This window comes from Streptomyces phaeoluteigriseus, assembly GCF_001896135.2.
GTDB classification, from domain to species: domain Bacteria; phylum Actinomycetota; class Actinomycetes; order Streptomycetales; family Streptomycetaceae; genus Streptomyces; species Streptomyces phaeoluteigriseus.
The window spans coordinates 147,907-173,167 of the sequence record NZ_MPOH02000019.1 but is presented as its reverse complement, the minus strand read 5'-3'; the positions used below and the strand labels follow the sequence as shown (position 1 = coordinate 173,167).

General features: G+C 70.9%; 20 protein-coding genes and 4 pseudogenes. 11 read left to right on the top strand and 13 right to left on the bottom strand.

What is annotated here, in order from left to right; genetic code table 11:
- Nucleotides 1-65: 65 nt before the first annotated feature.
- The 4 genes and pseudogenes from BM536_RS30350 to BM536_RS30335 form a co-directional block, all read right to left on the bottom strand.
- A complete protein-coding gene (locus tag BM536_RS30350; RefSeq protein WP_073492020.1) occupies nt 66-755 on the bottom strand; it encodes an ABC transporter ATP-binding protein in 690 nt (229 codons plus the stop codon).
- Nucleotides 752-1,276: a PadR family transcriptional regulator gene (locus BM536_RS30345; RefSeq protein WP_073492019.1), complete on the bottom strand. Its 525-nt coding sequence runs from the start codon at nt 1,274-1,276 to the stop codon at nt 752-754. The genes BM536_RS30350 and BM536_RS30345 overlap by 4 nt, the downstream gene beginning before the upstream one ends.
- Nucleotides 1,277-1,381: 105 nt before the next feature.
- Nucleotides 1,382-1,669 (bottom strand): type II toxin-antitoxin system antitoxin, encoded by a 288-nt coding sequence (locus BM536_RS30340; protein ID WP_170109971.1) that lies wholly within the window; start codon nt 1,667-1,669, stop codon nt 1,382-1,384.
- Nucleotides 1,666-2,600: pseudogene (locus BM536_RS30335) on the bottom strand (SPFH domain-containing protein). Before BM536_RS30335 ends, BM536_RS30340 begins: the two are co-directional and overlap by 4 nt.
- A 328-nt stretch (nt 2,601-2,928) precedes the next feature.
- Between BM536_RS30335 and BM536_RS30330 the strand changes: the two are divergent.
- A complete protein-coding gene (locus BM536_RS30330) occupies nt 2,929-5,340 on the top strand; it encodes a transglycosylase domain-containing protein (RefSeq protein WP_079274928.1) in 2,412 nt (803 codons plus the stop codon).
- 25 nt (nt 5,341-5,365) lie between these two features.
- Here the strand turns inward: BM536_RS30330 and BM536_RS30325 are convergent, their stop codons facing one another.
- The 4 genes and pseudogenes from BM536_RS30325 to BM536_RS30310 all read right to left on the bottom strand — a co-directional run bounded on the left by BM536_RS30325 (nt 5,366) and on the right by BM536_RS30310 (nt 11,797).
- Complete coding sequence (locus BM536_RS30325) at nt 5,366-7,474, bottom strand: ATP-binding SpoIIE family protein phosphatase (RefSeq protein WP_094103747.1); 2,109 nt, start codon at nt 7,472-7,474, stop codon at nt 5,366-5,368.
- A 296-nt stretch (nt 7,475-7,770) separates the two neighbouring features.
- Nucleotides 7,771-8,462 (bottom strand): annotated as a pseudogene (gene fomD / locus BM536_RS30320) (cytidylyl-2-hydroxypropylphosphonate hydrolase).
- A 73-nt stretch (nt 8,463-8,535) separates the two neighbouring features.
- The gene (locus BM536_RS30315; RefSeq protein WP_073492016.1) at nt 8,536-9,921 is read right to left on the bottom strand and encodes a class II fumarate hydratase; all 1,386 of its coding nucleotides are present in this window, start codon (nt 9,919-9,921) and stop codon (nt 8,536-8,538) included.
- Between the two features lie 208 nt (nt 9,922-10,129).
- A complete protein-coding gene (locus BM536_RS30310; protein ID WP_073492021.1) occupies nt 10,130-11,797 on the bottom strand; it encodes a fumarate hydratase in 1,668 nt (555 codons plus the stop codon).
- Between the two features lie 179 nt (nt 11,798-11,976).
- Here BM536_RS30310 and BM536_RS30305 point away from each other — a divergent pair, with 179 nt between their 5' ends.
- Together BM536_RS30305 and BM536_RS30300 are read left to right on the top strand one after the other, a co-directional pair.
- Nucleotides 11,977-12,666, top strand: coding sequence for a DUF1707 SHOCT-like domain-containing protein (locus BM536_RS30305; RefSeq protein WP_073492015.1), 690 nt, complete (start codon nt 11,977-11,979; stop codon nt 12,664-12,666).
- Nucleotides 12,667-12,771: 105 nt separating this feature from the next.
- Nucleotides 12,772-13,145, top strand: a pseudogene (locus BM536_RS30300) (WhiB family transcriptional regulator).
- A gap of 159 nt (nt 13,146-13,304) precedes the next feature.
- Here the strand turns inward: BM536_RS30300 and glpX are convergent.
- Nucleotides 13,305-14,339, bottom strand: coding sequence for a class II fructose-bisphosphatase (gene glpX / locus BM536_RS30295; protein WP_073492014.1), 1,035 nt, complete (start codon nt 14,337-14,339; stop codon nt 13,305-13,307).
- Between the two features lie 125 nt (nt 14,340-14,464).
- On the opposite strand from glpX, the gene BM536_RS30290 reads away from it, so the two are divergent.
- A complete protein-coding gene (locus BM536_RS30290) occupies nt 14,465-14,992 on the top strand; it encodes a DUF4245 domain-containing protein (RefSeq protein WP_073492013.1) in 528 nt (175 codons plus the stop codon).
- 233 nt (nt 14,993-15,225) lie between these two features.
- On the opposite strand, the gene BM536_RS30285 is transcribed toward BM536_RS30290, so the two are convergent.
- The 3 genes from BM536_RS30285 to xseA all read right to left on the bottom strand — a co-directional run bounded on the left by BM536_RS30285 (nt 15,226) and on the right by xseA (nt 17,420).
- The gene (locus tag BM536_RS30285; RefSeq protein ID WP_073492012.1) at nt 15,226-15,816 is read right to left on the bottom strand and encodes a malonic semialdehyde reductase; all 591 of its coding nucleotides are present in this window, start codon (nt 15,814-15,816) and stop codon (nt 15,226-15,228) included.
- Nucleotides 15,817-15,975: 159 nt separating this feature from the next.
- On the bottom strand, nt 15,976-16,200 hold the full coding sequence (locus BM536_RS30280) for an exodeoxyribonuclease VII small subunit (protein ID WP_073492011.1): 225 nt from the start codon (nt 16,198-16,200) through the stop codon (nt 15,976-15,978).
- A complete protein-coding gene (gene xseA / locus BM536_RS30275; RefSeq protein WP_073492010.1) occupies nt 16,197-17,420 on the bottom strand; it encodes an exodeoxyribonuclease VII large subunit in 1,224 nt (407 codons plus the stop codon). Before xseA ends, BM536_RS30280 begins: the two co-directional genes overlap by 4 nt.
- An 81-nt stretch (nt 17,421-17,501) precedes the next feature.
- Here xseA and BM536_RS30270 point away from each other — a divergent pair, with 81 nt between their 5' ends.
- Both BM536_RS30270 and ppgK read left to right on the top strand, forming a co-directional pair.
- Entirely contained in the window at nt 17,502-18,527 is a 1,026-nt protein-coding gene (locus BM536_RS30270) for a 4-hydroxy-3-methylbut-2-enyl diphosphate reductase (protein ID WP_094103745.1), read from the top strand.
- A 29-nt stretch (nt 18,528-18,556) separates the two neighbouring features.
- Nucleotides 18,557-19,303, top strand: a complete 747-nt coding sequence (gene ppgK, locus BM536_RS30265) for a polyphosphate--glucose phosphotransferase (protein WP_073492008.1) — start codon at nt 18,557-18,559, stop codon at nt 19,301-19,303.
- Between the two features lie 18 nt (nt 19,304-19,321).
- Here the strand turns inward: ppgK and BM536_RS44445 are convergent, their stop codons facing one another.
- The gene (locus BM536_RS44445; RefSeq protein ID WP_073492007.1) at nt 19,322-19,711 is read right to left on the bottom strand and encodes a DUF6542 domain-containing protein; all 390 of its coding nucleotides are present in this window, start codon (nt 19,709-19,711) and stop codon (nt 19,322-19,324) included.
- Between the two features lie 400 nt (nt 19,712-20,111).
- Between BM536_RS44445 and ychF the strand changes: the two genes are divergently transcribed.
- The 5 genes and pseudogenes from ychF (at nt 20,112) to BM536_RS30235 (ending at nt 25,021) form a co-directional block, all read left to right on the top strand.
- On the top strand, nt 20,112-21,200 hold the full coding sequence (ychF, locus tag BM536_RS30255; protein ID WP_073492006.1) for a redox-regulated ATPase YchF: 1,089 nt from the start codon (nt 20,112-20,114) through the stop codon (nt 21,198-21,200).
- A 432-nt stretch (nt 21,201-21,632) separates the two neighbouring features.
- Nucleotides 21,633-21,761, top strand: a pseudogene (locus tag BM536_RS43355) (IS256 family transposase); the annotation flags it as partial.
- 188 nt (nt 21,762-21,949) lie between these two features.
- Nucleotides 21,950-23,368: an ATP-binding protein gene (locus BM536_RS30245; RefSeq protein ID WP_073492005.1), complete on the top strand. Its 1,419-nt coding sequence runs from the start codon at nt 21,950-21,952 to the stop codon at nt 23,366-23,368.
- 177 nt (nt 23,369-23,545) lie between these two features.
- On the top strand, nt 23,546-24,229 hold the full coding sequence (locus BM536_RS30240; RefSeq protein WP_073492004.1) for a hypothetical protein: 684 nt from the start codon (nt 23,546-23,548) through the stop codon (nt 24,227-24,229).
- A gap of 144 nt (nt 24,230-24,373) precedes the next feature.
- Complete coding sequence (locus BM536_RS30235) at nt 24,374-25,021, top strand: sigma-70 family RNA polymerase sigma factor (RefSeq protein WP_094103742.1); 648 nt, start codon at nt 24,374-24,376, stop codon at nt 25,019-25,021.
- Nucleotides 25,022-25,261 lie beyond the last annotated feature (240 nt).

The window sequence follows — 25,261 nt, the reverse complement described above, 5'->3', positions numbered from 1 at the left end:
CTCCCGCCCGCCCGCGAAGGCGAACCGGAACCCCAGGGCCAGATCCCGGCCCCACTGGCGCAGGTTCATACGACCCGCTCCATGTCCCGCGACTTCCCGTCCCGTACGACGATCTCGCGGTCGGAGTAGGCCGCCACCCGCGCCTCGTGCGTGACCAGTACCACGGCCGCGTTGGCGGACCGGGCGGCCTCCGTGAGCAGTTCCATCACGCGTTCGCCGTTGAGCGAGTCCAGCGCGCCGGTCGGCTCGTCGGCGAAGATCACCCGCGGGCCGGTCACGAGCGACCGCGCCACGGCCACCCGCTGACCCTGTCCGCCGGACACCTCACCGGGCCGCTTCCCGCGCAGGTCGTCGACCTCCAGCCGCTCCAGCCACGCCAGGGCGGTCCGCTCGGCCTGCTTGCGCGGGGCGCCGTTCAGCCGCAGCGGCAGCGCCACGTTCTCCACGCAGGTCAGCTCCGGCACGAGCTGCCCGAACTGGAACACGAACCCGAACTCCGAGCGCCGCAGCGCACTGCGCCGGGCGTCGCTCATCGTCGCCAGCTCCCGCCCGTCGTACGTGATCGAGCCCGAGTCGGGCGGCACGATCCCCGCGAGACAGTGCAGCAGCGTCGACTTGCCGGACCCGGAGGGGCCCATGACGGCGACGACCTCGCCGGGGTGGATGGAGAACTCGGCGCCGTCCAGCGCGAGGGTCGAACCGTAGGCCTTGCGCAGGTCCACGGCGGCGAGCAGCGAACCGGCGGGGGCGCTCACGAGGTCACCGCCTCTCGCAGCTTGTCGAGGCGCGCCGCGGTCAGCTCCAGCCAGCGCAGATCGGCCTCCAGGTGGAACAGGGCGTGGTCGCAGATCAACTGGTCGGCGAGGTCTCCCCTGCGCTTGCGGTCGGTCAGGATACGCATGCTGCGCAGGTGCTCGGAGCGCTGCGTGTCCAGGATGTCGGCCGCGTCGCGCTGGGTGAGCAGCGCGAGGACGACCTTCGTGTAGAGCGTCGACTGGAGGTACGGCTCGGGCTTCTCGGGCGTGGCGAGCCACTGGGCGACGTCGGTGACCCCGGCGTCGGTGATGGCGTACCGCTTGCGCTCCGGGCCGCCGCCTGCCTCGATGCCGTCGACCTCGACCAGGCCGTGCTTCAGCAGGCGGGACATCGTCGAATAGACCTGGCCGTAGTGGAGCGGCCGGTCGTGACCGAACTTCTCGTCGAAGGCCCGCTTGAGGTCGTAGCCGTGGCGGGGCCCGGACTCAAGGAGTCCCAGGAGTGTGTGACCGATGGACATGAGGAGGACTGTACACAGGGTGTATACGCGGTGTGTATACGCCGCGTGCACAGATGGCGGCGGGGCGTGGAGCGCCGCAGGTGAGGGCCGATTGTCACAGCTTCGCTACGGGGATCCGGGGGTCGGCCCCTCAGCCGGGCCGGAGGGGCCGGACGGGCCGGGAGGACCGGGCGGTCGCCCCCGCCGGGGCAGGGGCTGGGCCCCGCCGGGCAGTCGCCCGGCGTCCTGAAGTGCCTTCCGCAGCAGGAACTCGATCTGGGCGTTCGCCGACCGCAGCTCGTCGGAGGCCCACCGGGCCAACGCGTCGTACACCAGCGGATCGAGCCGCAGCAGCACCTGCTTGCGCTGCTGCGGCCGACGCCGAGGGGCCTCCCCCTCTTCGGGTGGGGTCACTGGTAGAGCGTCCCCGTGTTGAGCACCGGCTGCGGTGACCGGTCCCCGCACAGCACGACCATCAGGTTGGACACCATCGCCGCCTTCCGCTCCTCGTCCAGTTCCACGATGCCCTGCTCGGCGATCCGGCCGAGCGCCGCCTCGACCATGCCGACCGCGCCGTCCACGATCTCGCGCCGCGCCGCGACCACCGCGCCCGCCTGCTGCCGCTGGAGCATCGCGGAGGCGATCTCCGGAGCGTAGGCGAGGTGGGTGAAGCGGGACTCGATGATCCGCACACCGGCGGCAGCCACGCGCGCGTGCAGCTCGGCGGCGAGCTTCTCGGTGATCTCCTCGGCGTTGCCGCGCAGTGAGAGCCCGTCCACCTCGTGGGCGTCGTAGGGGTACTCGATGGCGATGTGCCGTACGGCGCCTCGGTCTGGGTGGCGACGAACTCCAGGAAGTCGTCCACCTCGAAGGATGCCTGTGCGGTGTCCTGCACCTTCCATACGACGACCGCGGCCAGCTCGATGGGGTTGCCGTAGGCGTCGTTGACCTTGAGGACGGCGGTCTCGTGGTTGCGGACGCGGGTGGAGATCTTCTCGCGGGAGGTGAAGGGGTTCACCCAGCGCAGTCCGTCCTCGCGGATGGTCCCCCGGTAGCGCCCGAACAGCTGCACGACGCGGGCCTCGCCCGGCGCCACCGTGTTCAGCCCGCACATCGCGAGGAACGCGGCGAGCGCGACGAGGATGCCGCCGGTGATCAGCGCGATGTCGGTGCCGGAGGAGGTCACGGTCGTGGCGGCGGCGATCATGCCGGCTCCGGCCAGCAGCCCGACCAGGCCGCACAGCAGCGCGAGGCCGCCGCCCACACTGCGGGCCGGGAACTCGCGTACCCGCGGGGCGGGCATCTCGGGTGCGTCGACGGTGGCCGACGGGTCGTGCGTGGACATGGGTCCCCCGTTTCGTGCGAGCGGGTGAGCCGACGGGCCGGGTCGACCGGTGAGCCGGAGTGAGCCGGCCGGACGGCGTTCGCTCGCGAGTGAGCTTCGATCTATCTAAGTGATATCACTTTATCGCGGGATGGCAACCCTTGACCGCTCCCGTACGTCGGTTTCCTTGGGACGGTGCACCGGTTCCGGCGCGAGGGGTGCTGATTCTCACGCCCGCGCGGGACCGGATCGAGGCCCCTTTGTCACAGAGAGCGGTGTTAGCTTTCTGAGCTGACCTGCCTCCGGGCACTGGTGTGACTGCCGAGTAGGAAGCGGAGCGAGCGGACTCATGGGACGAGCGGAAGAGAGACGAGCGCGACAGCGTGGTGGCCGTCGCGCGGCGCCCAGGAACCGCTCGTCGCAGACGGCGGCTCCCGACCCGCGCACCGAGCCGCTGTCGTCGGCCGAGGGCGCGACGCACGCTGCGGCCGGCGGGCGCGCGGCGGCCCGCCGCGGCACGCCGAGGGGCGACAGGGGAGCCAAGGGCGAGAAGGGCCGGATACGTCGCCTGTTCACCTGGAAGAAGATGCTCAGCACCTTCCTCGGCCTCACCGTGCTCGTCATCGGCGCCTTCATCGTCCTGTACATGACGACGCCGATCCCCGACACGGCGAACGCCGACGCCCAGCTCCAGAGCAACGTCTACAAGTACAGCGACGGCACGATGCTCGCCCGGGACGGCAAGCTCAACCGGGAGAACGTCGACCTGGCGGACATCTCCAAGCCCGTGCAGCACACCTTCGTCGCCGCCGAGAACAAGACCTTCTACCAGGACGCCGGCGTCGACCTGAAGGGCACCACGCGCGGGGTGCTCAACACGGTCATGGGCAAGGGCGCCCAGGGTGGTTCGACGATCACGCAGCAGTACGTCAAGAACTACTACCTGACCCAGGAACAGACGGTCACCCGCAAGCTCAAGGAACTGGTCATCTCCCTGAAGCTGGACCGGGAGAAGTCCAAGGACTACATCCTGGCCGGCTACATCAACACCAGTTACTACGGCCGCGGCGCCTACGGCATCCAGGCGGCCGCCCAGGCCTACTACCGCGTCGACGCCGACAAGCTCGACGTCCAGCAGGGCGCCTACCTCGCCGCGCTGCTCCAGGCCCCCAGCCAGTACGACTGGGCCGCGGCCTCCGAAACCGGCAAGAAGCTGGTCCAGCAGCGCTGGAACTACGTCCTCGACAACATGGTCGAGGAGGACTGGCTCGACAAGGCCGAGCGCGACGCCATGAAGTTCCCGGTCCCCGAGGAGCCCAAGCCCGCCCCCGGCATGGAGGGCCAGACCGGCTACCTGGTGGACGCGGCCAACAACGAGTTGGCCAGGCAACTGGTCACCCAGGGCGTCGCGGAGAACATCAACGACGCCCTGACGATGGTCAAGGCCGGCGGCTGGAACATCACCCTCAACGTCGAGAAGAAGAAGCAGAAGGCGCTGGAGACGTCCGTCAAGGAACAGCTGACCAGCAAGCTCGACGCGAAGAAGCGCCCGGTCGACGGCGACGTCCAGGCGGGCGCCGTCTCCGTGAACCCGAAGACGGGCGGGGTCGTGGCGATGTACGGCGGCGTGGACTACGTCAAGCACTACACCAACAACGCCACCCGCACCGACTACCAGCCCGCCTCCACCTTCAAGCCGGTGATCCTGGCGGCGGCCCTGGACCAGGGCGCGGTGACGCAGGACGACGAGGAGATCGACGCCAACACGGTCTACGACGGCACGAGCAAGCGCCCGGTCGTCGGCAGCGACATCGGCTTCGCCCCGGAGAACGAGGACGACGTCGACTACGGCGACGTCACCGTCCAGACGGCGATGAACAAGTCCATCAACTCCGTCTTCGCGCAGATGGGCGTCGACGTCGGCATGGACAAGGTCCTCAAGACCGCCGGCGACCTCGGCATGGACACCGCTGAGCTGAAGGCCGTACCGGCGCAGACCCTCGGCACCATGGGCGCGAGCCCGCTCCAGATGGCCGGCGTCTACGCGACCCTCGACAACCACGGCAAGCAGGTCACCCCGACGCTCATCAAGTCGGCGGAGAACAGCGCCCACGCGGTGCAGCCGGCCGACTCGATCGGTGAGCAGGTCATCAGCCGCGAGGCCGCCGACACGGTCACCTCGGTGCTCACCGGCGTGGTCGACGACGGCACGGCCCAGAAGTCCGTGCGGGACAACCCGCTGCGCAACGGCCAGAAGGTCGCGGGCAAGACGGGCACCTCCGACGACAACAAGTCGGCCTGGTTCACCGCCTACACGCCCGACCTGGTCACCGCGGTCGGCCTGTTCGGCGAGTCCGCCAAGCCGCCGCACCCCCAGGTCACCATGACCGGCGCGACCGGCCTGCTCCCCGGCAAGGGCCGTATCAACGGCGGTGGCTACCCGGCGCAGATCTGGGCGGCGTACACCTTCGGCGTCTCCAACAAGGTCAGCAGGTTCGACCTGAGGACCGACCAGGGGGCGGCGGTCCAGCCGACCATCACGGCGAGCCCCTCGCCGACGCCCTCGGAGGAGCCGTCGGAGGAGCCGAGCACGGCGACCCCGTCGACCAAGCCGCCGAAGACGCAGACGCCGTCGCAGACGCCGACCACCGAGGAGCCGTCGGAGGAGCCGACGACACAGGAGCCGTCGGAGGAGCCGACCACGGGGGAGCCGTCGACGGAGGAACCCGAGAATCCGCTGGATCCGCAGTTCGGCCCGTAGGGGCGAGGGCACAGGACGACGCGTCCTACGAGCCCCGGTTCAGCTCGAACCAGACCACCTTGCCGGTGCTCAGCCGGGTCGCCCCCCACCGCCGGGCCAGCCGGTTCACCAGGTACAGGCCGCGGCCACCCTCGTCCGTGGCGCGGGCCTGCCGCAGCCGGGGCAGCTGCGGTACGTCGTCGCCGACCTCGCAGCGCAGCACATCGGTGCGCAGCAGCCGCAGCGACACGGGCCGCGTGGCGTACCGGACCGCGTTGGTGACCACCTCGCTCACCAGCAGCTCGACGGAGTCCGTCATGTCCTCCATGCCCCAGCGGACCAGCGCCCGCCGGGCCAGCCGCCGGGCCCGCCCGGGAGCCGCGTCCTCCGGCTCCAGGAACCAGTACGCGACATCACTGGGCGCGATCCCGTCGAAGCGGGCGGCGAGCAGCGCGATGTCGTCGTCCCGGTCGCCCGGACCGAGCATGTCGAGCACCTCGTCGCAGAGCGCCTCCAGCGGTGGCGGGTGATCCGGCCCGGTCAGCTGCGCGGTCGCGGCGAGCTTCTCGCGCAACTGCTCTATGCCGGTCGCCACGTCCCGCAGCCGGGACTCCACCAGACCGTCCGTGTACAGCAGCAGGGTGGCCCCCGCGGGCGCGTCCAGCTCCACGGCCTCGAAGTCGACGCCGCCGACCCCGATCGGGGCGCCCGGCGGCACCCGCAGCACCTCGGCCCGCCCGCCCAGGTGCAGCAGGATGGGCGGCGGATGGCCCGCGTTGGCGATGGTGATGCGGTGCGACACCGGGTCGTAGACGGCGTAGAGGCAGGTCGCCATGCGGTCGGTACCGAGGCGCTGGGCCTGCTCGTCGAGGTGGTGCAGGACCTCCTGCGGGGGCAGGTCGAGGCCGGCCAGCGTCTGGGCCGTCGTGCGGAGCTGGCCCATGATGGCCGCGCTGGTCATGGAGTGGCCCATGACGTCGCCGACCACCAGCGCGACGCGGCTGCCGGGCAGCGGGATCGCGTCGTACCAGTCGCCGCCGACCCGCGCGGTCTCCGCGGCCGGCAGGTAGCGGGAGGCCAGCCGCACGCCCGTGGGGCGCGGCAGGGTCTCCGGCAGCATCGTGCGCTGGAGTTCGTCGGCGATGTACGCCTCACGGTCGTACAGCACCGCCTTGTCGATGCCCAGGGCGCTGTGCGTGGCGAGCTGGGCGGCCACCAGCAGGTCGTCCGGCTCGAACGGGATGCGTTCGGGGCGGCGGATGAACACCGCGGCGCCGATCACCCGGCGCCGGCCGCGCAGCGGCGCGAGGATCGCCCGCTGGCCGCCCGGAATGTCCAGCCGGCTCTCCGCGCCGAGGAGTTCGGGCAGCGCGGCGGTCGCCGCCGGGGTGTCCGCGAACACCGGACGCACCCCGCGCAGCACCTCCGCGAGCGCCCCGCCCGGCCGCACCTCGCACAGTTCCGCGATCGCCGCGGACAGCTCGGACAGCTCAGGCGTCTCCGGAGGCGGCATGCCGAGCTGCGCGAACCCGGGCTCGGGCTCGCGCTCCTCGGGGATCCGGTCGGTGCGCCGCAGCCGCAGCACGACCCGGTCGGCGGCCGGCCGCTCGTCACCCACGGGCAGCGGGTCGCGCAGATAGACCAGGATCGCGTCGGAGAAGGTCGGCACGGTGGCCCGGCACAGCCCCATCACGATCTCGTCGAGGTCCAGGCCACGGGCGATCCGCCGGGTCGCCGCGCCCACGAAGCGCAGCCGGTCGCCGTCCCGCCGCATCGGCGTGGGCTGCCGGCCGGCCGTGGGCGCCTGCCCGGTACGCCGGTCCCGGCCGTCCGGGGGCCGCTCCGCGCGCGTCTCGGCGCCCGGCTGGAGCGGTACGGCCTCGGGCGCGGGGCGCGGCCGGTGGGTGTCCGGCTCGGCGGCCGCCGCGGGTTGTGAGTGCTCGGCGTCGGAAACGGCCGGATCCTTCCCCTGGGGGCGGGGCGCCGGGCCGCCCGGCGTGGTGGTGTCCGGGGTGCCGTCGGTACGGGCCTGGGCGGCGGCGGGCGGTAAGGCGGTGGCGCCCGGCGTGGGCCCCTGGGTACGCAGGAGCGCCCCGCGGGCATCCGTGGGGTCCACGCCCTGAGGGCGTTCGTAGGAGGTGGGCTGCTCCGTCACGCGTGTCGAATCCGTCCGTCCGGGGCTGCGCGCCGCGCGTGCAGTCGGTCCCGCAGATAACCCGATACCCGGAATACATGTCCCTGGAACGGGATTCCCGCGTGGTCAGAGGCTGTTCCTGTGCAACCGGTGGACCTGCCGCGTCCCTTGCCGGTACTGCCCTCGTACCCCTCGCTCACGTCCTGCCGCCCCTCGGTGACGTTAGGTCAGACCCGGCGCCCGCTCCGGGAGTTGCGGTTGAAGCGCCCTTGCGGAGGTTGATCCTACGTTTGCCGCCCGGGGGCGCAGCAAGGGTCTCATGTGGACAGGTGCGCGGGCGTTCGGTCCCAGTCCTCCGGCAGCAACGGTACGGCCCAGGACGGATCCGGGCGCCAGTTCTCCCAGCCGTCGGCGAACGGGGCTCCCCAAACACGGATCACCTCCACCGCCGACCGGCCGCCTCCCGGACCCGCTCGGCCACCGACACGTCCATCAGTCCGTCCTGCTGAGCCTGCGCGAACTCGTCCTCGTCGCGCCAGCCCCAGGACCGGTCGGGATACACACACAGGTCGAGGAAGTGGTCCTCGGAGTCGACGCCGCCGTCCCAACGGACGAGCGGCTCCTCGAGGTTGACGTACCAGTTCTTGAACCGCCAGCCCGGCTCCCAGAACAGCCACACCGACCAGGGCTGACCCGGCCGGGCCAGCTTCAGCACCCCGGTGCCGAACCAGCGGCCCGGCACCACCGTCCGCGGCTTGGTGTAGCGCGTGCGCAGCGGTTCCTGGTGCGGGGGAGTGCCGTCGGCGAGCACGGGCCTGACGCACTGGGTGCCGGGGGCCAGCCACACGGCGAGCAGTTCCTCGTCGTCCCGGACGACGGTGACGGGGCGGGCGATGTGAATGCCCGCGCCGCCGTTCTCCCGGTACCGCCACAGGATCTGGTCCCCGGGCCGCCAGAAGCCCGCCGCCCCGTCCGTTCCCCCGCGTCTCACCGCTCCACCGTCTGCCATGCGGAGATATTAGGTGCCATGGGCATACGACGCTGCGGCGCGCGTCACGGTTCTCACGCCGGGGCGTGAAAGGTTACGGGCGTGTCATCCGCAGGACATCGAGCGCCTCGTCGAGTTGTCGCAGTGTCAGGTCACCGCGCTCCACGTACCCGCCGTCGAGCACCGTCTCGCGGATCGTCCTGCGCTCCGCCAGCGCCTTCTTGGCGACCTTGGCGGCCTCCTCGTACCCGATGTACTTGTTCAGCGGGGTGACGACGGAGGGCGACGACTCGGCGTACTCGCGGGCCCGTTCACGGTCGGCGACGATCCCGTCCACGGTCCGGTCGGCCAGCAGCCGCGACACGTTGGCGAGCAGCCGGATGGACTCCAGCACGTTCTTGGCGATGACCGGCAGCATCACGTTCAGCTCGAAATTGCCGGCGGCGCCCGCCGTCGCCACGGTGGCGTCGTTCCCGACGACCTGCGCGGCGACCATCAGCACGGCCTCCGGGATCACCGGGTTGACCTTGCCCGGCATGATCGAGGAACCCGGCTGGAGATCGGGCAGCGAGATCTCCGCGAGTCCCGTCCTGGGCCCGGAAGCCATCCACCGCAGATCATTGGCGATCTTCGTCAGTCCTACGGCGATCGTCCGGAGCTGCCCGCTGGTCTCCACGATGCCGTCGCGCGCACCCTGCGCCTCGAAGTGGTCGCGCGCCTCCGTCAGCGGCAGCCCGGTGACCCGGGCGACCTCCTGGATGACGGCCGCGGAGAAGCCGGGCGGGGTGTTGATGCCCGTGCCCACGGCGGTGCCGCCCAACGGCAGTTCGGCGAGCCGGGGGAGGGACGCCGTCAGCCGCTCGACGCCGTACCGCACCTGCGCGGCGTACCCGCCGAACTCCTGTCCCAGGGTCACGGGCGTGGCGTCCATGAGGTGGGTGCGCCCCGACTTCACCACATCGGCGAACTCCTCCGCCTTGCGCTCCAGCGAGGCGGCCAGGTGCTCCAGAGCGGGGATCAGATCGCGGGTGACGGCGGCGGTGGCGGCGATGTGGATCGACGACGGGAAGACGTCGTTGGACGACTGCGAGGCGTTCACATGGTCGTTCGGATGGACGTCCCGGCCGAGCCGCTCGGTCGCCAGCGTGGCCACGACCTCGTTGGTGTTCATGTTGGACGAGGTTCCCGAGCCCGTCTGGAACACGTCCACCGGGAACTGCTCGTCCCACTTCCCCCCGGCCACCTCGGCGGCCGCCTCCTGGATCGCCCCGGCGATCTCCTCGTCGAGCACGCCCAGCTCGGCGTTCACCTTCGCGGCGGCACCCTTGATCCGGGCGAGAGCCTCGATGTGCGCGCGCTCGATGCGCTGCCCGGACACGGGGAAGTTCTCCACGGCCCGCTGCGTCTGCGCCCGCCACTTGGCATCCGCCGGTACGCGGACTTCGCCCATGGAGTCATGTTCGATGCGGTATTCGGTCATACGGGGTACAGCGTGCGGCCGGCCCCGGTTGTTCCGGGTGGTGGGCTGTTCGGGGCCGGCCCGTGCCTGCCCGCCGCCCCCCCGACTCGGTGGCTGCGTCCGGCCCGTCCGGCGTTCGTCCGGCGTTCGGGAACGAGGCCGTTCGGGCCGAAGCGGGGTCCGGGGGCGACAGGTCCGGAACGGGAAGGGGCGGCGGGGCGAGGGCCCCCTACGCCAGCCCCGGCCCCCGCACCGGAATCGACGTGAACGTCGGCGCCGGCGCCGGATCCTGGAAGAAGTCGTTGCCCTTGTCGTCCACGACGATGAAGGCAGGGAAGTCCTCGACCTCGATCTTCCAGACGGCCTCCATGCCCAGCTCCTCGTACTCGACGACCTCGACCTTCTTGATGCAGTCCTGCGCGAGCCGGGCCGCCGGGCCGCCGATCGAGCCCAGGTAGAAGCCGCCGTGCGCGTCGCACGCCTTGGTGACCTGCGCCGACCGGTTGCCCTTCGCCAGCATCACCTTGGAGCCGCCCGCCGCCTGGAACTGCTCGACGTAGGAGTCCATCCGCCCCGCGGTGGTCGGCCCGAACGACCCGGACGCGTAGCCCTCGGGCGTCTTCGCCGGCCCGGCGTAGTACACCGGGTGGTCCTTGAGGTACTGCGGCATGTCCTCCCCCGCGTCCAACCGCTCCTTGATCTTGGCGTGCGCGATGTCACGCGCCACGACGAGCGGCCCGGAGAGGGACAGCCGGGTCTTCACGGGGTACTTGGTCAGCTCGGCGAGGATGTCGTCCATCGGCTGGTTGAGATCGATGCGCACGACGTCCCCGTCGGACTCGAGGTGCTCGTCCGTCGTGTCCGGCAGGAAACGCGCCGGGTCGGTCTCCAGCTGCTCGAGGAAGACTCCCTCGGCGGTGATCTTGGCGACGGCCTGCCGGTCGGCGGAGCACGACACCGCGATGGCGACGGGGCACGAGGCCCCGTGCCGCGGGAGCCGCACGACCCGCACGTCGTGGCAGAAGTACTTGCCGCCGAACTGCGCGCCGATCCCGATCTTCTGCGTCAGCTCGAAGACCTTCTCCTCCAGCTCCTTGTCCCGGAACCCGTGCCCGAGCGGCGAGCCCTCGGCGGGGATCTCGTCCAGGTAGTGCGCGGAGGCGTACTTGGCGGTCTTGAGCGCGTACTCGGCGGAGGTGCCGCCGACGACGATCGCGAGGTGGTACGGCGGGCAGGCGGCCGTACCGAGCGAACGGATCTTCTCCTCCAGGAACTTCATCATGGAGGCCTCGTTCAGGACGGCCTTCGTCTCCTGGTAGAGGAACGACTTGTTGGCGGAGCCGCCGCCCTTCGCCATGAAGAGGAACTTGTAGGCGCCGCCGTCGGTGGCGTACAGCTCGATCTGGGCGGGGAGGTTGGAGCCGGTGTTCTTCTCCTCCCACATGGTGAGGGGAGCCATCTGCGAGTAGCGCAGGTTCAGGTTCAGGTACGCGTCGTAGATCCCGCGCGAGAGGGCCGCCTCGTCGCCGCCGTCGGTCAGCACGTTCTGCCCGCGCTTGCCCATGACGATGGCGGTGCCGGTGTCCTGGCACATGGGGAGCACGCCGGCGGCCGCGATGTTCGCGTTCTTCAGCAGGTCCAGGGCGACGAACTTGTCGTTGCCCGACGCCTCGGGGTCGTCGATGATCCGGCGCAGCTGCGCGAGGTGGGCCGGGCGCAGGTAGTGCTGGATGTCGTGGATCGCCTCCTCGGCGAGCTTGCGCAGCGCCTCCGGCTCCACCTTGAGGAAGGTCCGCCCGTCGGCCTCGAAGGTGGAGACACCCTCGGAGGTCACCAGCCGGTAGGGGGTGGTGTCCTCTCCCATGGGGAGCAGATCGGTGTACGCGAACTCAGGCATCTCGCCCATTCCTCACTCGACAGACAGCGCGGCCGGCCTCCATTGGCAAGCGTCCACCAGCGTAGAACGTGCAACTGACAGCGAGCTTGTGAGGTAAGGCTCAGTTCGACCTCGGTCCGGTACCGATCAGCCCCGGAGGAGGGCTATCGCGATCTATCGTGTTTCGGTACGCTGCTGCCGTGGACCTTCAGAAGCAGACCGAACCGCCTGCCGCGGTGAGCGAGTTGCGCGCCTCGGACGCCGACCGTGACCGCATCGCCGACATCCTTCGCGAGGCTCTCGCCGAGGGGCGGCTGACCGCCGAGGAGCACGCCGAGCGCGTCGAGGGCGTGCTGGCCGCGAGGACGGTCGGCGAGCTGGACGTGTTCGTCCGGGACCTGCCCGCCGCGCACCAGCGGCATGCCTCACCGCGCATGCCGGCCCCGAACCGCCCGACGGCCGGCGCCATCCCGGCCGACCCGGACGACAACCTGATCGCGGTCTTCAGCGCCTCCGTCCGCAGGGGCCGCTGGCGCGCGGGCCGCCGTATCCACGCCTACGCGATCTTCGGCAGTGTGGAGATCGACCTGAGCGAGGCGCTGTTCGAGTACCAGCAGGTCGTCATCAAGGCGTTCTCGGTCTTCGGCAACGTCGAGATCCGCGTCCCGGAGAACGTGTCGCTGCGCGGCACCGGTGGCGGCGTCCTCGGCAACTTCGAGGTGGACACCCTCGATTCGTCCGACCCCGACGCCCCCGTCATCTACGTCGACGGCTGGTCCGTCCTCGGCAACATCGAGGCCCGCCCCAAGCGCGGCAAGCTCGTCGCGGACATCCTCGACCGGGTCCACCGCAAGGTCGACCGGAGTTTGCGCAGACACCTGGACCGTTGACGGTCGTGAATCCGGCGGTTGGGGACTCAGTGCATAGGCGTGCGCACAGCGGGTAGGCCTTGCTGCATCGTCTCTCGCTCGCGAAGCCGTCGTCAGGAGTAGACCGTGCTGCAATCGCCGCATTCGTCCCAGGTCGCTGCCGTACCGGCCCAGCGGGTGCCAGCGCGAGACAGGGACCAAGACGCGCCCTGGCACACCGAAGCGGTGTGCGACGCGACGAGGCAGGCCTGTTCTTCGCCCCCTCCAAGGAGCCCACCGCGGCCCGGCTCTCCCGCGAGGAGGCGGCCAAGCGGGTCTGCGGCGGCTGCCCGGTCATGGTGGAGTGCCGAGAGCACGCCCTGCTCCAGCCGGAGCCCTACGGCGTCTGGGGCGGCCTCACCGCCGCGGAACGCCGGGTCGTCCTGGCCCGCCGTCGCCGCCGAGACGTGGAACTGAAGAAGGCGAGCAGGCCGACGGACCGCATAGCGGCCGCAGGTTAGACCCCGCACAGCGGTCGCAGGTCAGGACCCCGCATAGCGTGGCAGGTTAAACCCCACGCCCAGGCGAAAGGGCGCCCCCACCGCACCGGGGGCGCCCTTCGCTCTGCCGGACGTGCGGCTGCCCAGGGGGGCGGCTGCCGGCGACGAACCGGAAAGCCGCTACTTCGCCCGGTCGAAGTCGATCGCGCTGTACGCCCGCAGCTTGCTGAGCCGATGCTCGGAGTCGATCCTGCGCACCGTCCCGGACTTCGACCGCATCACGATCGAATCGGTGACGGCGGTCTCGGACCGGTAGCGCACCCCCCGCAGCAGCTCCCCGTCCGTGATCCCGGTGGCGACGAAGAACACGTTCTCCCCGGTCACCAGGTCCTCGGTGGTGAGCACGCGGTCGAGGTCGTGCCCGGCGTCGATCGCCCGCTGCCGCTCCTCGTCGTCCTTGGGCCACAGCTTGCCCTGGATGGTGCCGCCCAGGCACTTCACGGCGCAGGCCGAGATGATGCCCTCCGGGGTGCCGCCGATGCCGAGGAGAAGGTCGACGCCGGTGCCCTCCCGCAGCGCGAGGATGGACCCGGCGACGTCGCCGTCGGAGATGAGCTTGATGCGGGCACCGGTCCGGCGGATCTCGTCGATGATCCCCGCGTGCCGCGGCCGGTCCAGGATGACGACGGTGACGTCCTCCGGGGTGGCCCGCTTGGCCTTGGCGACCCGGCGGATGTTCACCGACACCGGGGCGTCGATGTCGACGAAGTCGGCGGCGTCGGGGCCGGTGACCAGTTTGTCCATGTAGAACACGGCGGACGGGTCGAACATGGCGCCGCGCTCCGTGGCCGCGAGGACGGCGATCGCGTTCGGCATGCCCTTTGCCGTCAGCGTGGTGCCGTCGATCGGGTCGACGGCGATGTCGACCTCGGGCCCGGTCCCGTCACCGACGCGCTCGCCGTTGAAGAGCATCGGGGCTTCGTCCTTCTCACCCTCACCGATGACGACGACGCCGTTCATCGAGACGGTGGAGACGAGGGTCCGCATGGCACGCACCGCGGCACCGTCGGCGCCGTTCTTGTCGCCGCGTCCCACCCAGCGGCCGGCGGCCATGGCCGCCGCTTCGGTCACCCGGACCAGTTCAAGGGCGAGGTTGCGGTCGGGGGCCTCGGAGGGGACATCGAGTTCGGACGGCAGATGATGATTCTCGGTCATCGGAGCGCACCTTTCTGATACGACGACGGCCGGATGAGGGTTCGACCCGACTCTATCGTCAGTCCGAAAAAATGAGCAGGGGACCCCACGGATGAGCGCACCCGGCACCTGCGACGATAGGGGGCGTGGCAGGTTCGAAAGGCAAGACGCAGACGGTCCGGGACATGGTGCTCTCCCTGGGTCTGATCATGGTCGCCGGTCTGGTGATGTACTTCTTCATCCCGCACGACGACAGCGCCGCTCCCGATGTGAAGCGGGTCGACTACCGGGTGGAGCTGCTCACGGCGCGCCGTGCGGCCTCCTACCCGGTGGCCGCCCCCGAAGGCCTGTCCTCGGACTGGAAGGCGACCTCGGTGCGCTTCGACGGCGCTCAGTTCGACGCCTGGCACCTCGGCTTCCACTCCCCCGACGGGGAGTACGTGACGGTGGAGCAGTCGACCGAGAAGCGCGCGCGGTTCATCGACGACGCGAGCCAGGGCGCCCGGGAGACCAAGGTGACCGAGGAGATCGGCGGCCGCACCTGGATCCGGTACACCGGCGGCCGATACGACGCCCTGGTCCTGGAGGACACCGGCGGCGCCACGACGGTCGTCGCGGGTACGGGTTCGTTCGCCCAGCTGGCCAAGATGGCGGGCGCGCTGAAGCTGGCATGAGCACCTTCGGGTGCCTCGGGGGCCTCGGGTGCCACGGAGGCCGGGCAGCGCGGCGCACTCCTCGCGTTGCTGGACGCGTTCCCCGCAGGGTGCCTCGGGTGCCCCGAGCATCCTGAGCGCCTCGGGCGCCTTCGAGCGTCTCCTGCATCTCCAGCGCCACGAGCGCTCCCGAGAACGGCGAAGGCACCCGGCTGATCCGCCGGGTGCCTTCGCCGTGTCACGCGCGTCGCGTCTCAGACGGTGGTGACGACCTGCTCGTACGACAGGCGCGGGGAGCGCGGGTAGGAGGCGCCCTCGCCCGGCTTGCCGATGTTGACGACGATCAGCGGGGTGTGGTCGTCGTCCAGGAACTCCTTGCGGATGCCCTCGGCGTCGAAGCCGGTCATCGGGCCGGCGGCGAGACCGGCGGCGCGGATGCCGACGATGAAGTAGGCGGCCTGGAGGGCGGCGTTCAGCGTGGCGGAGCCCTCACGGGCCGGGCGCTCGGCGAAGAAGAGGTCCTTGGCCTGCGGGAACGCCGGGAACAGGGTCGGCAGCTCCTCGTGGAACTCGTTGTCCGCGGAGAGGATCGCGACCAGCGGGGCGGAGGCCGTCTTCGCCTGGTTGCCCTCGGCCATGTGCCGCACGAGGCGCTCACGGGCCTCGGCGGAGCGGACCAGCGTGATGCGCAGCGGCGTCTGGTTGAAGGCGGTCGGGCCGAACTTGACCAGGTCGTAGATCGCCTGGACCTGCTCCTCGGTCACCGGCTCGTCGGTGAAGGTGTTCGCGGTGCGGGCTTCGCGGAACAGCAGGTCCTGGGCGGCGGGGTCAAGCACGAGAGACATGAGCGATCTTCCTCGGGTGGGCGTCCGGAACCCGAACGCCGGGCCGGTTGACGTGTTCGACACTACGGGACAGAACTTCAACGTTCAACAAAACCCGAGGTGCCGGTGACCGGCCTCACACGCCCCAGTGGAAGCCCCCTCGTTCCTCCACTCCTCCTCCTACTCCTGCTCCGTCGCCCCCTCCTCCTCGGCGAGGGCCGCGTCCAGCCGGGCCCGCGCGCCCTCCAGCCAGCGTCGGCACACCTTGGCCAGCTCCTCCCCGCGCTCCCACAGGGCGAGGGACTCCTCCAGCGTCGTACCCCCGGCCTCCAGGCGGCGTACGACCTCGATCAGCTCGTCGCGCGCCTGCTCGTACCCGAGCGCCTCGTCCGTCTTGCTCGTCATGCACCCAATCCCTGATCGTCGACTCGAACTGTGAACTGACCCGCGGCGACCCGTGCCCGCAGCACTTCGTCGGCCGCGACCTCGGCCGGGTCGCGGACCACGTCGCCGTCGGCCTTCTGGAGCACCGCGTAGCCACGCTTGAGTGTCGCCGCCGGGGACAGCCCGACCACGCGCGCGTGGGTGTGCGACAGCTCGGAGTCGGCCCGGTCGAGGAGATGCCCGAGCGTGCGCCGGGAGCGGTCGGCCAGCGAGGAGACCTGGTCAGCCCGCTCGTCGATCATCCGGTGCGGATCCCTTATCACCGGCCGGCCGAGCGCGTGGCCGAGCCCGCGCTCCTCGCGCTCCACGAACGCCTCCACGCACCGCCGGGCCCGGCCGCGCAGCATCCGCACCCGCTCCAGCTCCTCGCCGACGTCCGGCACGACCTTCTTCGCCGCGTCGGTGGGCGTGGAGGCCCGCAGGTCGGCCACGTGATCCAGTAGCGGGTTGTCGGGCTCGTGCCCGATCGCCGACACGACCGGCGTACGGCAGGCCGCGACCGCCCGCACCACCTGCTCGTCGGAGAACGGCAGCAGATCCTCCACGCTGCCGCCCCCGCGCGCGACGATGATCACGTCCACGTCCGCCTGGGCGTCCAGCTCCTTCACCGCCTGGACGACCTGCGGTACGGCGTGCACGCCCTGTACGGCGACATTTCGCACCTCGAAGCGGACCGCGGGCCAGCGGTGCCGGGCGTTCTCCAGCACGTCCCGCTCCGCGGCGGAGGCCCGCCCGCACACCAGCCCGATGAGCTGCGGCAGGAAGGGCAGCGCCTTCTTGCGCTCGGCGGCGAACATGCCCTCCGCGGCGAGGGACTTCTTCAGCTGCTCCAGCCGCGCCAGCAGCTCCCCGACACCCACCGGCCGTATCTCGACGGCCCGCAGCGACAGCTGCCCGCGCGGGGCGTACCACTCCGGCTTGGCGTGCACGACGACGCGCGCGCCCTCCCCGACGACGTCCGCGACCGTGTCGAAGACCTGGCGGAAGCAGGTCACGCCGACGGAGATGTCGTGCGACGGGTCGCGCAGTGTCAGGAACACGACACCCGCACCCGGCCGCCGCGACAACTGGGTGATCTGCCCCTCGACCCACACCGCGCCGAGTCGCTCGATCCACCCCCCGATGAGCCGCGAGACCTCACCGACGGGCAGCGGAGCCTCAGCGGACGTGTTGACAGCCATGCCGCGAGAGTAGTGGCCCCCGCTGACAACCCGGGGCCCGGGAGCGTACGCGATCTCTGCGCCCCCGCGCCCGGCCTTACGATGGGACGCATGACTGCTTCGTCTGGCCGCCGTGTCCTGCTCGCCGCCCCCCGGGGCTACTGCGCGGGTGTGGACCGCGCCGTGATCGCCGTCGAGAAAGCCCTGGAGCAGTACGGCGCTCCCGTCTACGTCCGCCACGAGATCGTCCACAACAAGTACGTCGTGCAGACGCTGGAGAAGAAGGGCGCCATCTTCGTCGAACGGACGGAAGAGGTCCCGCCGGGCAACATCGTCATGTTCTCGGCGCACGGCGTCGCCCCGGTCGTCCACCAGGAGGCCGAGCGCGGCAGGCTCGCCACCATCGACGCGACCTGCCCCCTCGTCACCAAGGTCCACAAGGAAGCCGTCCGGTTCGCCGAGGACGACTACGACATCCTCCTGATCGGCCACGAGGGCCACGAGGAGGTCATCGGCACCTCCGGCGAGGCCCCCGACCACATCCAGCTCGTCGACGGGCCCGGGGACGTCGCCAAGGTCGAGGTCCGCGACCCGTCCAAGGTCGTCTGGCTGTCGCAGACCACCCTCTCCGTCGACGAGACGATGGAGACCGTCGACGCCCTCAAGGACAAGTTCCCGCAGCTGATCTCGCCGCCCAGCGACGACATCTGCTACGCCACGCAGAACCGTCAGCTCGCGGTGAAGCAGATGGGCGCCGAGGCGGAGCTGGTGATCGTCGTCGGCTCCCGCAACTCCTCGAACTCCAAGCGGCTCGTCGAGGTCGCCAAGCTCGCCGGTGCCCGCGAGGCGTACCTGGTGGACTTCGCGAGCGAGATCGACGAGGCGTGGCTGGAGGGTGTGACGACGGTCGGCGTCACCTCCGGTGCCTCCGTCCCCGAGATCCTCGTCGAGGAGGTCCTCGGCTGGCTCGGCGAGCGCGGCTACGGCGATGTGGAGCTGGTGAAGGCGGCCGAGGAGCACATCATCTTCTCGCTGCCGAAGGAACTCCGCCGTGACCTGCGCGAGGAGGCCGCCGCGCTGGTGGCCGGGCGGGGCGGGAGCGGCCCGGTGGAGACCTCGGCCGAGTGACCGTCAGTCCGCCGTCGTAACGTGGAGCCATGCAGATCTTCGGCGTGGACATCGGTGGATCCGGGATCAAGGGCGCCCCTGTGGACCTGGACAGGGGCGACTTGGCCCAGGAGCGCTTCAAGGTGCTCACCCCGCACCCGGCGACGCCCGACGGCGTGGCCGACGGCGTGCGGCAGGTGATCGAGAACTTCGGCTGGACGGGCCCGGTCGGCCTGACCTTCCCGGGCGTCGTCACCGGCGGCTCCACGATCCGTACGGCGGCCAACGTCGACAAGGGCTGGATCGACACGGACGCGCGTGCCCTGTTCAGCGAGCGGCTGGGCGGACTGCCGGTGACCGTGGTCAACGACGCCGACGCGGCGGGTGTCGCCGAGGTCGCCTTCGGCGCCGGGCGCGACCGCCGGGGCACCGTCATCCTCCTGACCTTCGGCACCGGCATCGGCAGCGCCGTCTTCGTGGACGGCGTCCTCGTCCCCAACACCGAGCTGGGCCACCTGGAGCTGCACGGCCATGACGCGGAGACCCGCGCCTCCAGCAAGGCCAAGGAGGACGGCGACCTGACGTGGGAGCACTGGGCGCACCGCGTCCAGAAGTACCTCGCCCACGTCGAGATGCTCTTCTCGCCCGAACTGTTCATCATCGGCGGCGGTGTCAGCCGCAAGTCGGAGAAGTTCCTGCACTTCATCGACGGCATCAAGGCCGAGGTCGTCCCGGCGCAGCTCCAGAACAACGCGGGGATCGTGGGCGCGGCCATGCGGGCGGCGGAGAGCCGCTAGCAGCCGTCCGGCCCGGCGCTAGCGGCGGGCGGTGGCCCGGCGGCGCCGGGCCACCAGGACCACCCGGCGCACCAGCACGGTCAGGGCGGCCAGCAGTGTCCCGCCGTACAGCCAGCCCACCTGGGTGGCCAGGGCGGTGGCCAGTGCCATCAGCCGGGCGCCGGGCCCGCCGCCGTCCTTCGCGAGCGGCAGGATGCCCAGGGCGAAGGCGATGGGCATCACGACCGGCGCGGCGACCAGGTCGGCCCGGCGCACCCACAGCCCGCACAGCACGCACACCGGCACGAACAGCACGCCGTACGCCGTCTGCGAGGCGCCCAGCAGCAGCCGGTCGAGCCAGCCGAGCGTCACCATCACCAGCACGCTGAACAGGCCCGTGCCGAGACCGGTGAGCCGGGGGCTGGGCATGTGCCGGCTCGCGGCGGGCGGCGCGGCGCAGGCGGGGGAGCGGGCCGGCTTCGGGGGCCGGGGCGCACCGCCGGCCCGGGGCGGCGTGCCGGAGCCGGAACGTGAGCCGCGTGGCGGCTCCGCCCGGCCGGCGCGCACCGAACCGTTCCCGCGGCGGGTGTCACCGCTCCCGCCGCGGCCGGTCTGCGGCGGCAGGGGCACGGTGCCGCGTCGCGTCCTGTGATGCTCCACCCGTCCAACCTAGGTCGGTTTATGTGCCGAATCGGGCGCGGGACACGCCGGAGAGGCGACCTTGGCCATGCGTTCGACAGGTCCGCCGGGGCGGGCGCGGACACGCCGTAAACTGGTGGATCGGCCAGCCCTCTGGCCCCCTGGCCCTCTCACTACGGGAAGTCGCAACGTGTCGCTCACGATCGGAATCGTCGGTCTGCCGAATGTCGGCAAGTCGACCCTGTTCAACGCCCTGACCAAGAACGACGTGCTGGCGGCCAACTACCCGTTCGCCACGATCGAGCCGAACGTCGGTGTCGTGGGCGTTCCCGACGCCCGGCTCGCCACGCTCGCGGAGATCTTCGGCTCGCAGCGGATCCTCCCCGCGACCGTCGACTTCGTCGACATCGCGGGCATCGTGCGCGGTGCGTCCGAGGGCGAGGGCCTGGGCAACAAGTTCCTGGCCAACATCCGCGAGTCCGACGCGATCTGCCAGGTCATCCGCGCCTTCAAGGACGAGAACGTCGTGCACGTCGACGGCAAGGTCTCGCCGAAGGACGACATCGAGACGATCAACACCGAGCTGATCCTCGCCGACCTCCAGACCGTCGAGAAGGTCCTTCCCCGGCTCCAGCGGGAGTCGCGCATCAAGAAGGACATCGTCCCGAAGGTGAAGGCCGTCGAGGAGGCCAAGGAGATCCTGGAGAAGGGCGACACGCTCTTCTCGCACGGCATCGTCCAGGGCACCGAGCGCAACGAACTCCTGCACGACCTGCACCTGCTCACCACCAAGCCCTTCCTCTACGTCTTCAACGTCGACGAGGACGAGCTGGTCGACGAGGACTTCAAGGACGAGCAGCGCGCCCTGGTCGCCCCCGCCGAGGCGATCTTCCTCAACGCCAAGCTGGAGTCGGACCTCGCCGAGCTGGACGAGGCGGACGCCATGGAGCTGCTGGAGTCGGTCGGCGCCGAGGAGCCCGGCCTCGCCACCCTCGCCCGCGTCGGCTTCACCACCCTCGGCCTCCAGACCTACCTCACGGCCGGCCCCAAGGAATCCCGCGCCTGGACGATCAAGAAGGGCGCCACCGCCCCCGAGGCCGCCGGCGTCATCCACACCGACTTCCAGAAGGGCTTCATCAAGGCGGAGGTCATCTCCTTCGCCGACCTGGTGGAAACCGGCTCAGTGGCCGAGGCCCGCGCCAAGGGCAAGGCCCGCATGGAGGGCAAGGACTATGTGATGCAGGACGGGGATGTGGTGGAGTTCCGCTTCAACGTGTAGCGGGTGCTTCACCATCACTTCGATGATCTGGCAAACATGCAGGTCAGAAGGGGTCCGGCCTCTCGGGGTTGGGCCCCTGGTTGATTTCCGTGGGCCACAGCCCCGTAGGAGGGGTTGCGGGGCGGTCGAGCAGCCTGCGCTCACACTTTCCTCACGGCTCCGAGCCGTAGCCCATCACGGCCTCTACCGGATCAGCTCCCGTCCTCGTCGTCCTCGCCCGTGCGCGAGGTGCGGCGGGCCGGTTCGGTTCGCCCGCGCCGTCCGCCGCCCCCGGCGTGAACGTGCCCGCGCCCGCGTCGGCATCCGGGTCCGCGGCCGCGTCGGTGAACGGCGAGCCCTCGGGGGCCGGGAAGCGCGGCGGCCAGGGCCCGTTATGTCCCCCGAGACCGAGACTCTCGAGGCGGCGCAGCAGGCGAAGGCGGTGACGGTCGGCTGATCGACGAGTTGGTCGGCCGTGCCCAGGTCGACGGCCTCCGGCTGACTGGCGGGGGTGGGCTGCTTCAGCAGCTGACCAAGCGGCTGCTGGAGTCCGCGCTCCAGGGTGAGATCGCCGACCACCTCCTCGGCATCCACCTGGACGACGAAAAGCGGGAAGCCTTGGCCCCCGCTTTGCGCGACCGGCCCGATGTCGCACGGCCCTCGAAACGCAGGTCCATGACTCGTGATCGTGGGCGACAACCGGCGAAGCCATCTACTAATGTCAATGTTAGTAACGTTGTCGTTAGTATCATGCGTGGAGGTCGGCGGGCGTGGTGGACTTTGTAGGTCGTCGGCAGGAGCTGGCGACATTGGAGCGAGAGCTGCAGAAGGTGGCGGCAGGGGTTGGCGGGGAGCGACCCGGTCGGTGCGTGATGTTGCGTGGGCGGCGCCGGGTGGGCAAGTCGCGGCTGGTCGAGCGGTTTGCGGAGCGCTCCGGGGCCCCATTCCTGTTCTACGCGGCGACCGGTGCGTCCCCTGGAGATGATCTTGCACGGCTTGCCCGGGACGCCCAGGCATCGACGCTGCCGATGGCGCGGCTCGTGGCCGCCGCACGGCCGGAGAGCTGGGACGCCGCGTTCGACGTGCTGGCTGCGGCGCTGCCCGCCGACCGGGCGAGCGTGCTGATCATCGACGAGGTGCCATACCTGATGGATGCCGATGGCGCCTTTGAGGGGATGCTGCAACGGGCCTGGGACCGGGTGCTGGAGACCAGGCCAGTGCTGCTGGTCCTCATCGGCTCCGATCTGTCGATGATGGAGGCCCTGAACAGCTACGGACGCCCCTTCCATCAACGCGGCCGGGAGATGGTGCTAGGACCACTGAACCCCGCCGAGGTGGGGCAGATGCTCGGGTTGGAACCGGCGGCAGCCTTCGACGCCGCGCTGGTCACCGGCGGGCTGCCGTTGGTCTGCGCGGAGTGGCCGCCAGGCGCAGGGCTGTGGGACTTCCTCGGCGAGGCGCTGAGCGACCCGGTCTCGGCCCTACTGGTATCGGCCGAGCGCTCGCTGGCTGCCGAATTCCCTCCGCAGGCTCAGGCGCGTACGGTGCTGGCGGCTATCGGCAGTGGCGAGCGGACCTTCACCAACATCGCCCGTGCAGCCGGCGGAATCGGGGCCACGCCCCTGCAGCGAGCGCTGGAGCTGCTCACGGACAAGCGGATCGTCGCTGCGGAGCTGCCCGTATCGCTGCGTCCGTCGAAGGATCGCCGCTACCGGGTGGCAGATCCCTACCTGCGGTTCTGGCTGCACCTGCTCGGCCCGTCCATGGAGGAGATCGAGCGGGGGCGGGGCGATCTGACCTTGGCGCGCATCCGGGAGAACTGGACCAGCTGGCGCGGCCGAGCCGTCGAACCCCTTGTCCGCGAGGCCCTGGCGCGGATACTGCCCGATGACAGGCTGCCCGCGGCCTCCGCAGTGGGCGGCTATTGGACCCGTACCAACGACGTCGAGATCGATGTCGTCGGGGCGGACCGCGCCCCCATTGCCAAGGAACTGCTCTTCGTCGGCTCCATCAAGTGGCTGGAGCAGTCGCCCTTCGATCGGCACGACCTGGCAGCTCTCCATCGACACCGGGCCGCCCTCACCGGCGAACCTGTTCCAGTCGTGGCGGTCTCGCGCAGCGGAGTCGACTGTCCGGGGCTCGATGCCGCCTACGGCCCTGGCGATTTGCTGACCGCCTGGGCGCGGTGAGTTGGCGGATGGCGGTCGAGGCAAGGGAGTTGGGGAGCGCGATCCGGCCGGAGACGTGGCGGAGGGGCGGCCCGTTGCTGTGTTCTGGATCACGTGTCCCGGATTGAGCCTGCTGCCGGGGCGGTTTCCGTACCTCACCCTGACGACCGCACCCCGGATGCAAGGATGAGGCCCGTCATGACTGCTGGGTGGTGTTCTCGCACGCTTCGGGCCGCGGTGTTCGCGGCCGTCTGTGTGTTGCTCGCCGCCCTGGGGCACGTGCTGATGTCCGGCAGCCGGGTGCCGTGGTGGACCTTGGCCGCCGGTGCGGCGGCGACCGGCGCCGTGGGCTGGTGTCTGGCAGGCCGTGAGCGCGGGCTTCCGCTGGTCGTGTCCGTCGTGGTCGCCGCACAGACGGCCCTGCACTCGGCGTTCTCCCTGGCCCGGTCCGGTGCGCACCCCGTGGCTCCGGCATCCGGTGACACGGCCTCGATGGACATGAGTTCCGGGGCACACGACATGGGCTCCATGCACATGGGTTCCCTGCACGTGGACTCCGTGGATTCCATGGACACAGGCCACATGGACCATCTCGGGCACGCCGTGGGCGGTACGTCGTCGTTCGGCATGGTCTCCGCCCACCTGCTGGCCGCGTTGCTGTGCGGCCTGTGGCTCGCGTACGGGGAACGTGCCGCCTTCCGCATCCTGCGGGCCGTGGTCGGCCGGCTGACCGTGCCGCTGCGGCTGCCGCTCGCCCTGCCGACGCCACCCGACCGCCCGCGCCTGCGTGTACGCCGCCGCTCGGACCGGGCGCCGCGAACACTGCTGCTCGTCCACGCGATCACTTCTCGGGGGCCGCCCGTGGGGACCGCTGTCGTCTGAAGACAGCCGGTTCCCCGAGGCTGCCCGTGTGCGCCTCGGGCCTCGGTCGTACGTCCTCGTACGGCCCTCAGCCCACTCCACTCGCCGGACCGGCCCCGCCCACGTGCGGGTCCCGGATCCCGGACGACCCGAGAAGGACACCAGGTGACCGATCCTGCCCTGCTCGCCTCGCGCGACACGACGACGTCGGGTGACGAGTCGACAACCGCCCTGGCGCTGGCCGCCCGTGACGGCGACCCGGACGCCGTCGAGCGTTTCGTACGAGCCCTGCACCGCGACGTCGTACGCTACGTCGCCCACCTCTCGGCGGACCCCCAGGCCGCCGACGACCTGGCCCAGGACACGTTCCTGCGGGCGCTCGGCAGCCTGCACCGTTTCGAGGGCCGCTGCTCGGCCCGTACCTGGTTGCTGTCCATCGCGCGTCGTGCGGTGATCGACAGCTTGCGGCACACCGCCGCCCGGCCGCGCCTGTCCGACGTACGGGACTGGCGCCTGGCGGTCGAGCACGCTCAGCCGCGCGGGCTGCCCGGCTTCGACGACGGCGTCGCGCTCCTCGACCTGCTGGCCGCACTGCCCGACGAGCGCCGTGAGGCGTTCACCCTCACCCAACTCCTGGGCCTGCCGTACGCCGAGGCGGCCGCGGTGAGCGACTGCCCCGTGGGGACGGTCCGTTCCCGTGTGGCCCGCGCCCGCGTGACGCTCATGGGCCTGCTGGCCGAGGCCGAGGAGCACCGCCCGGAGCCGGCCGGCCGGGAGCACGCGGGCACGGCCCCGGCTGCCCTGGCCGCGTGACCTGGGGGGGGGCCGGTGCCCGCCGGACACCCGGCCACCGGCCCCCTTGGACGCCCGACGGTGGTGAGGACCGTCGGGTGTGGTCCAACGTGCGTACGGCGGAACGGGTTTGCGCCTTCCGGAGGCTGCCCCTTGGCCGGCGAGGCGGGCGGCTGCGGTGACGGCTGGGTGCGGCGGCCGAGGAGACGGGGTGGTCACCGAGCACGCCAGGTCACCGCCCGGATCGTCGTATTCATGCCT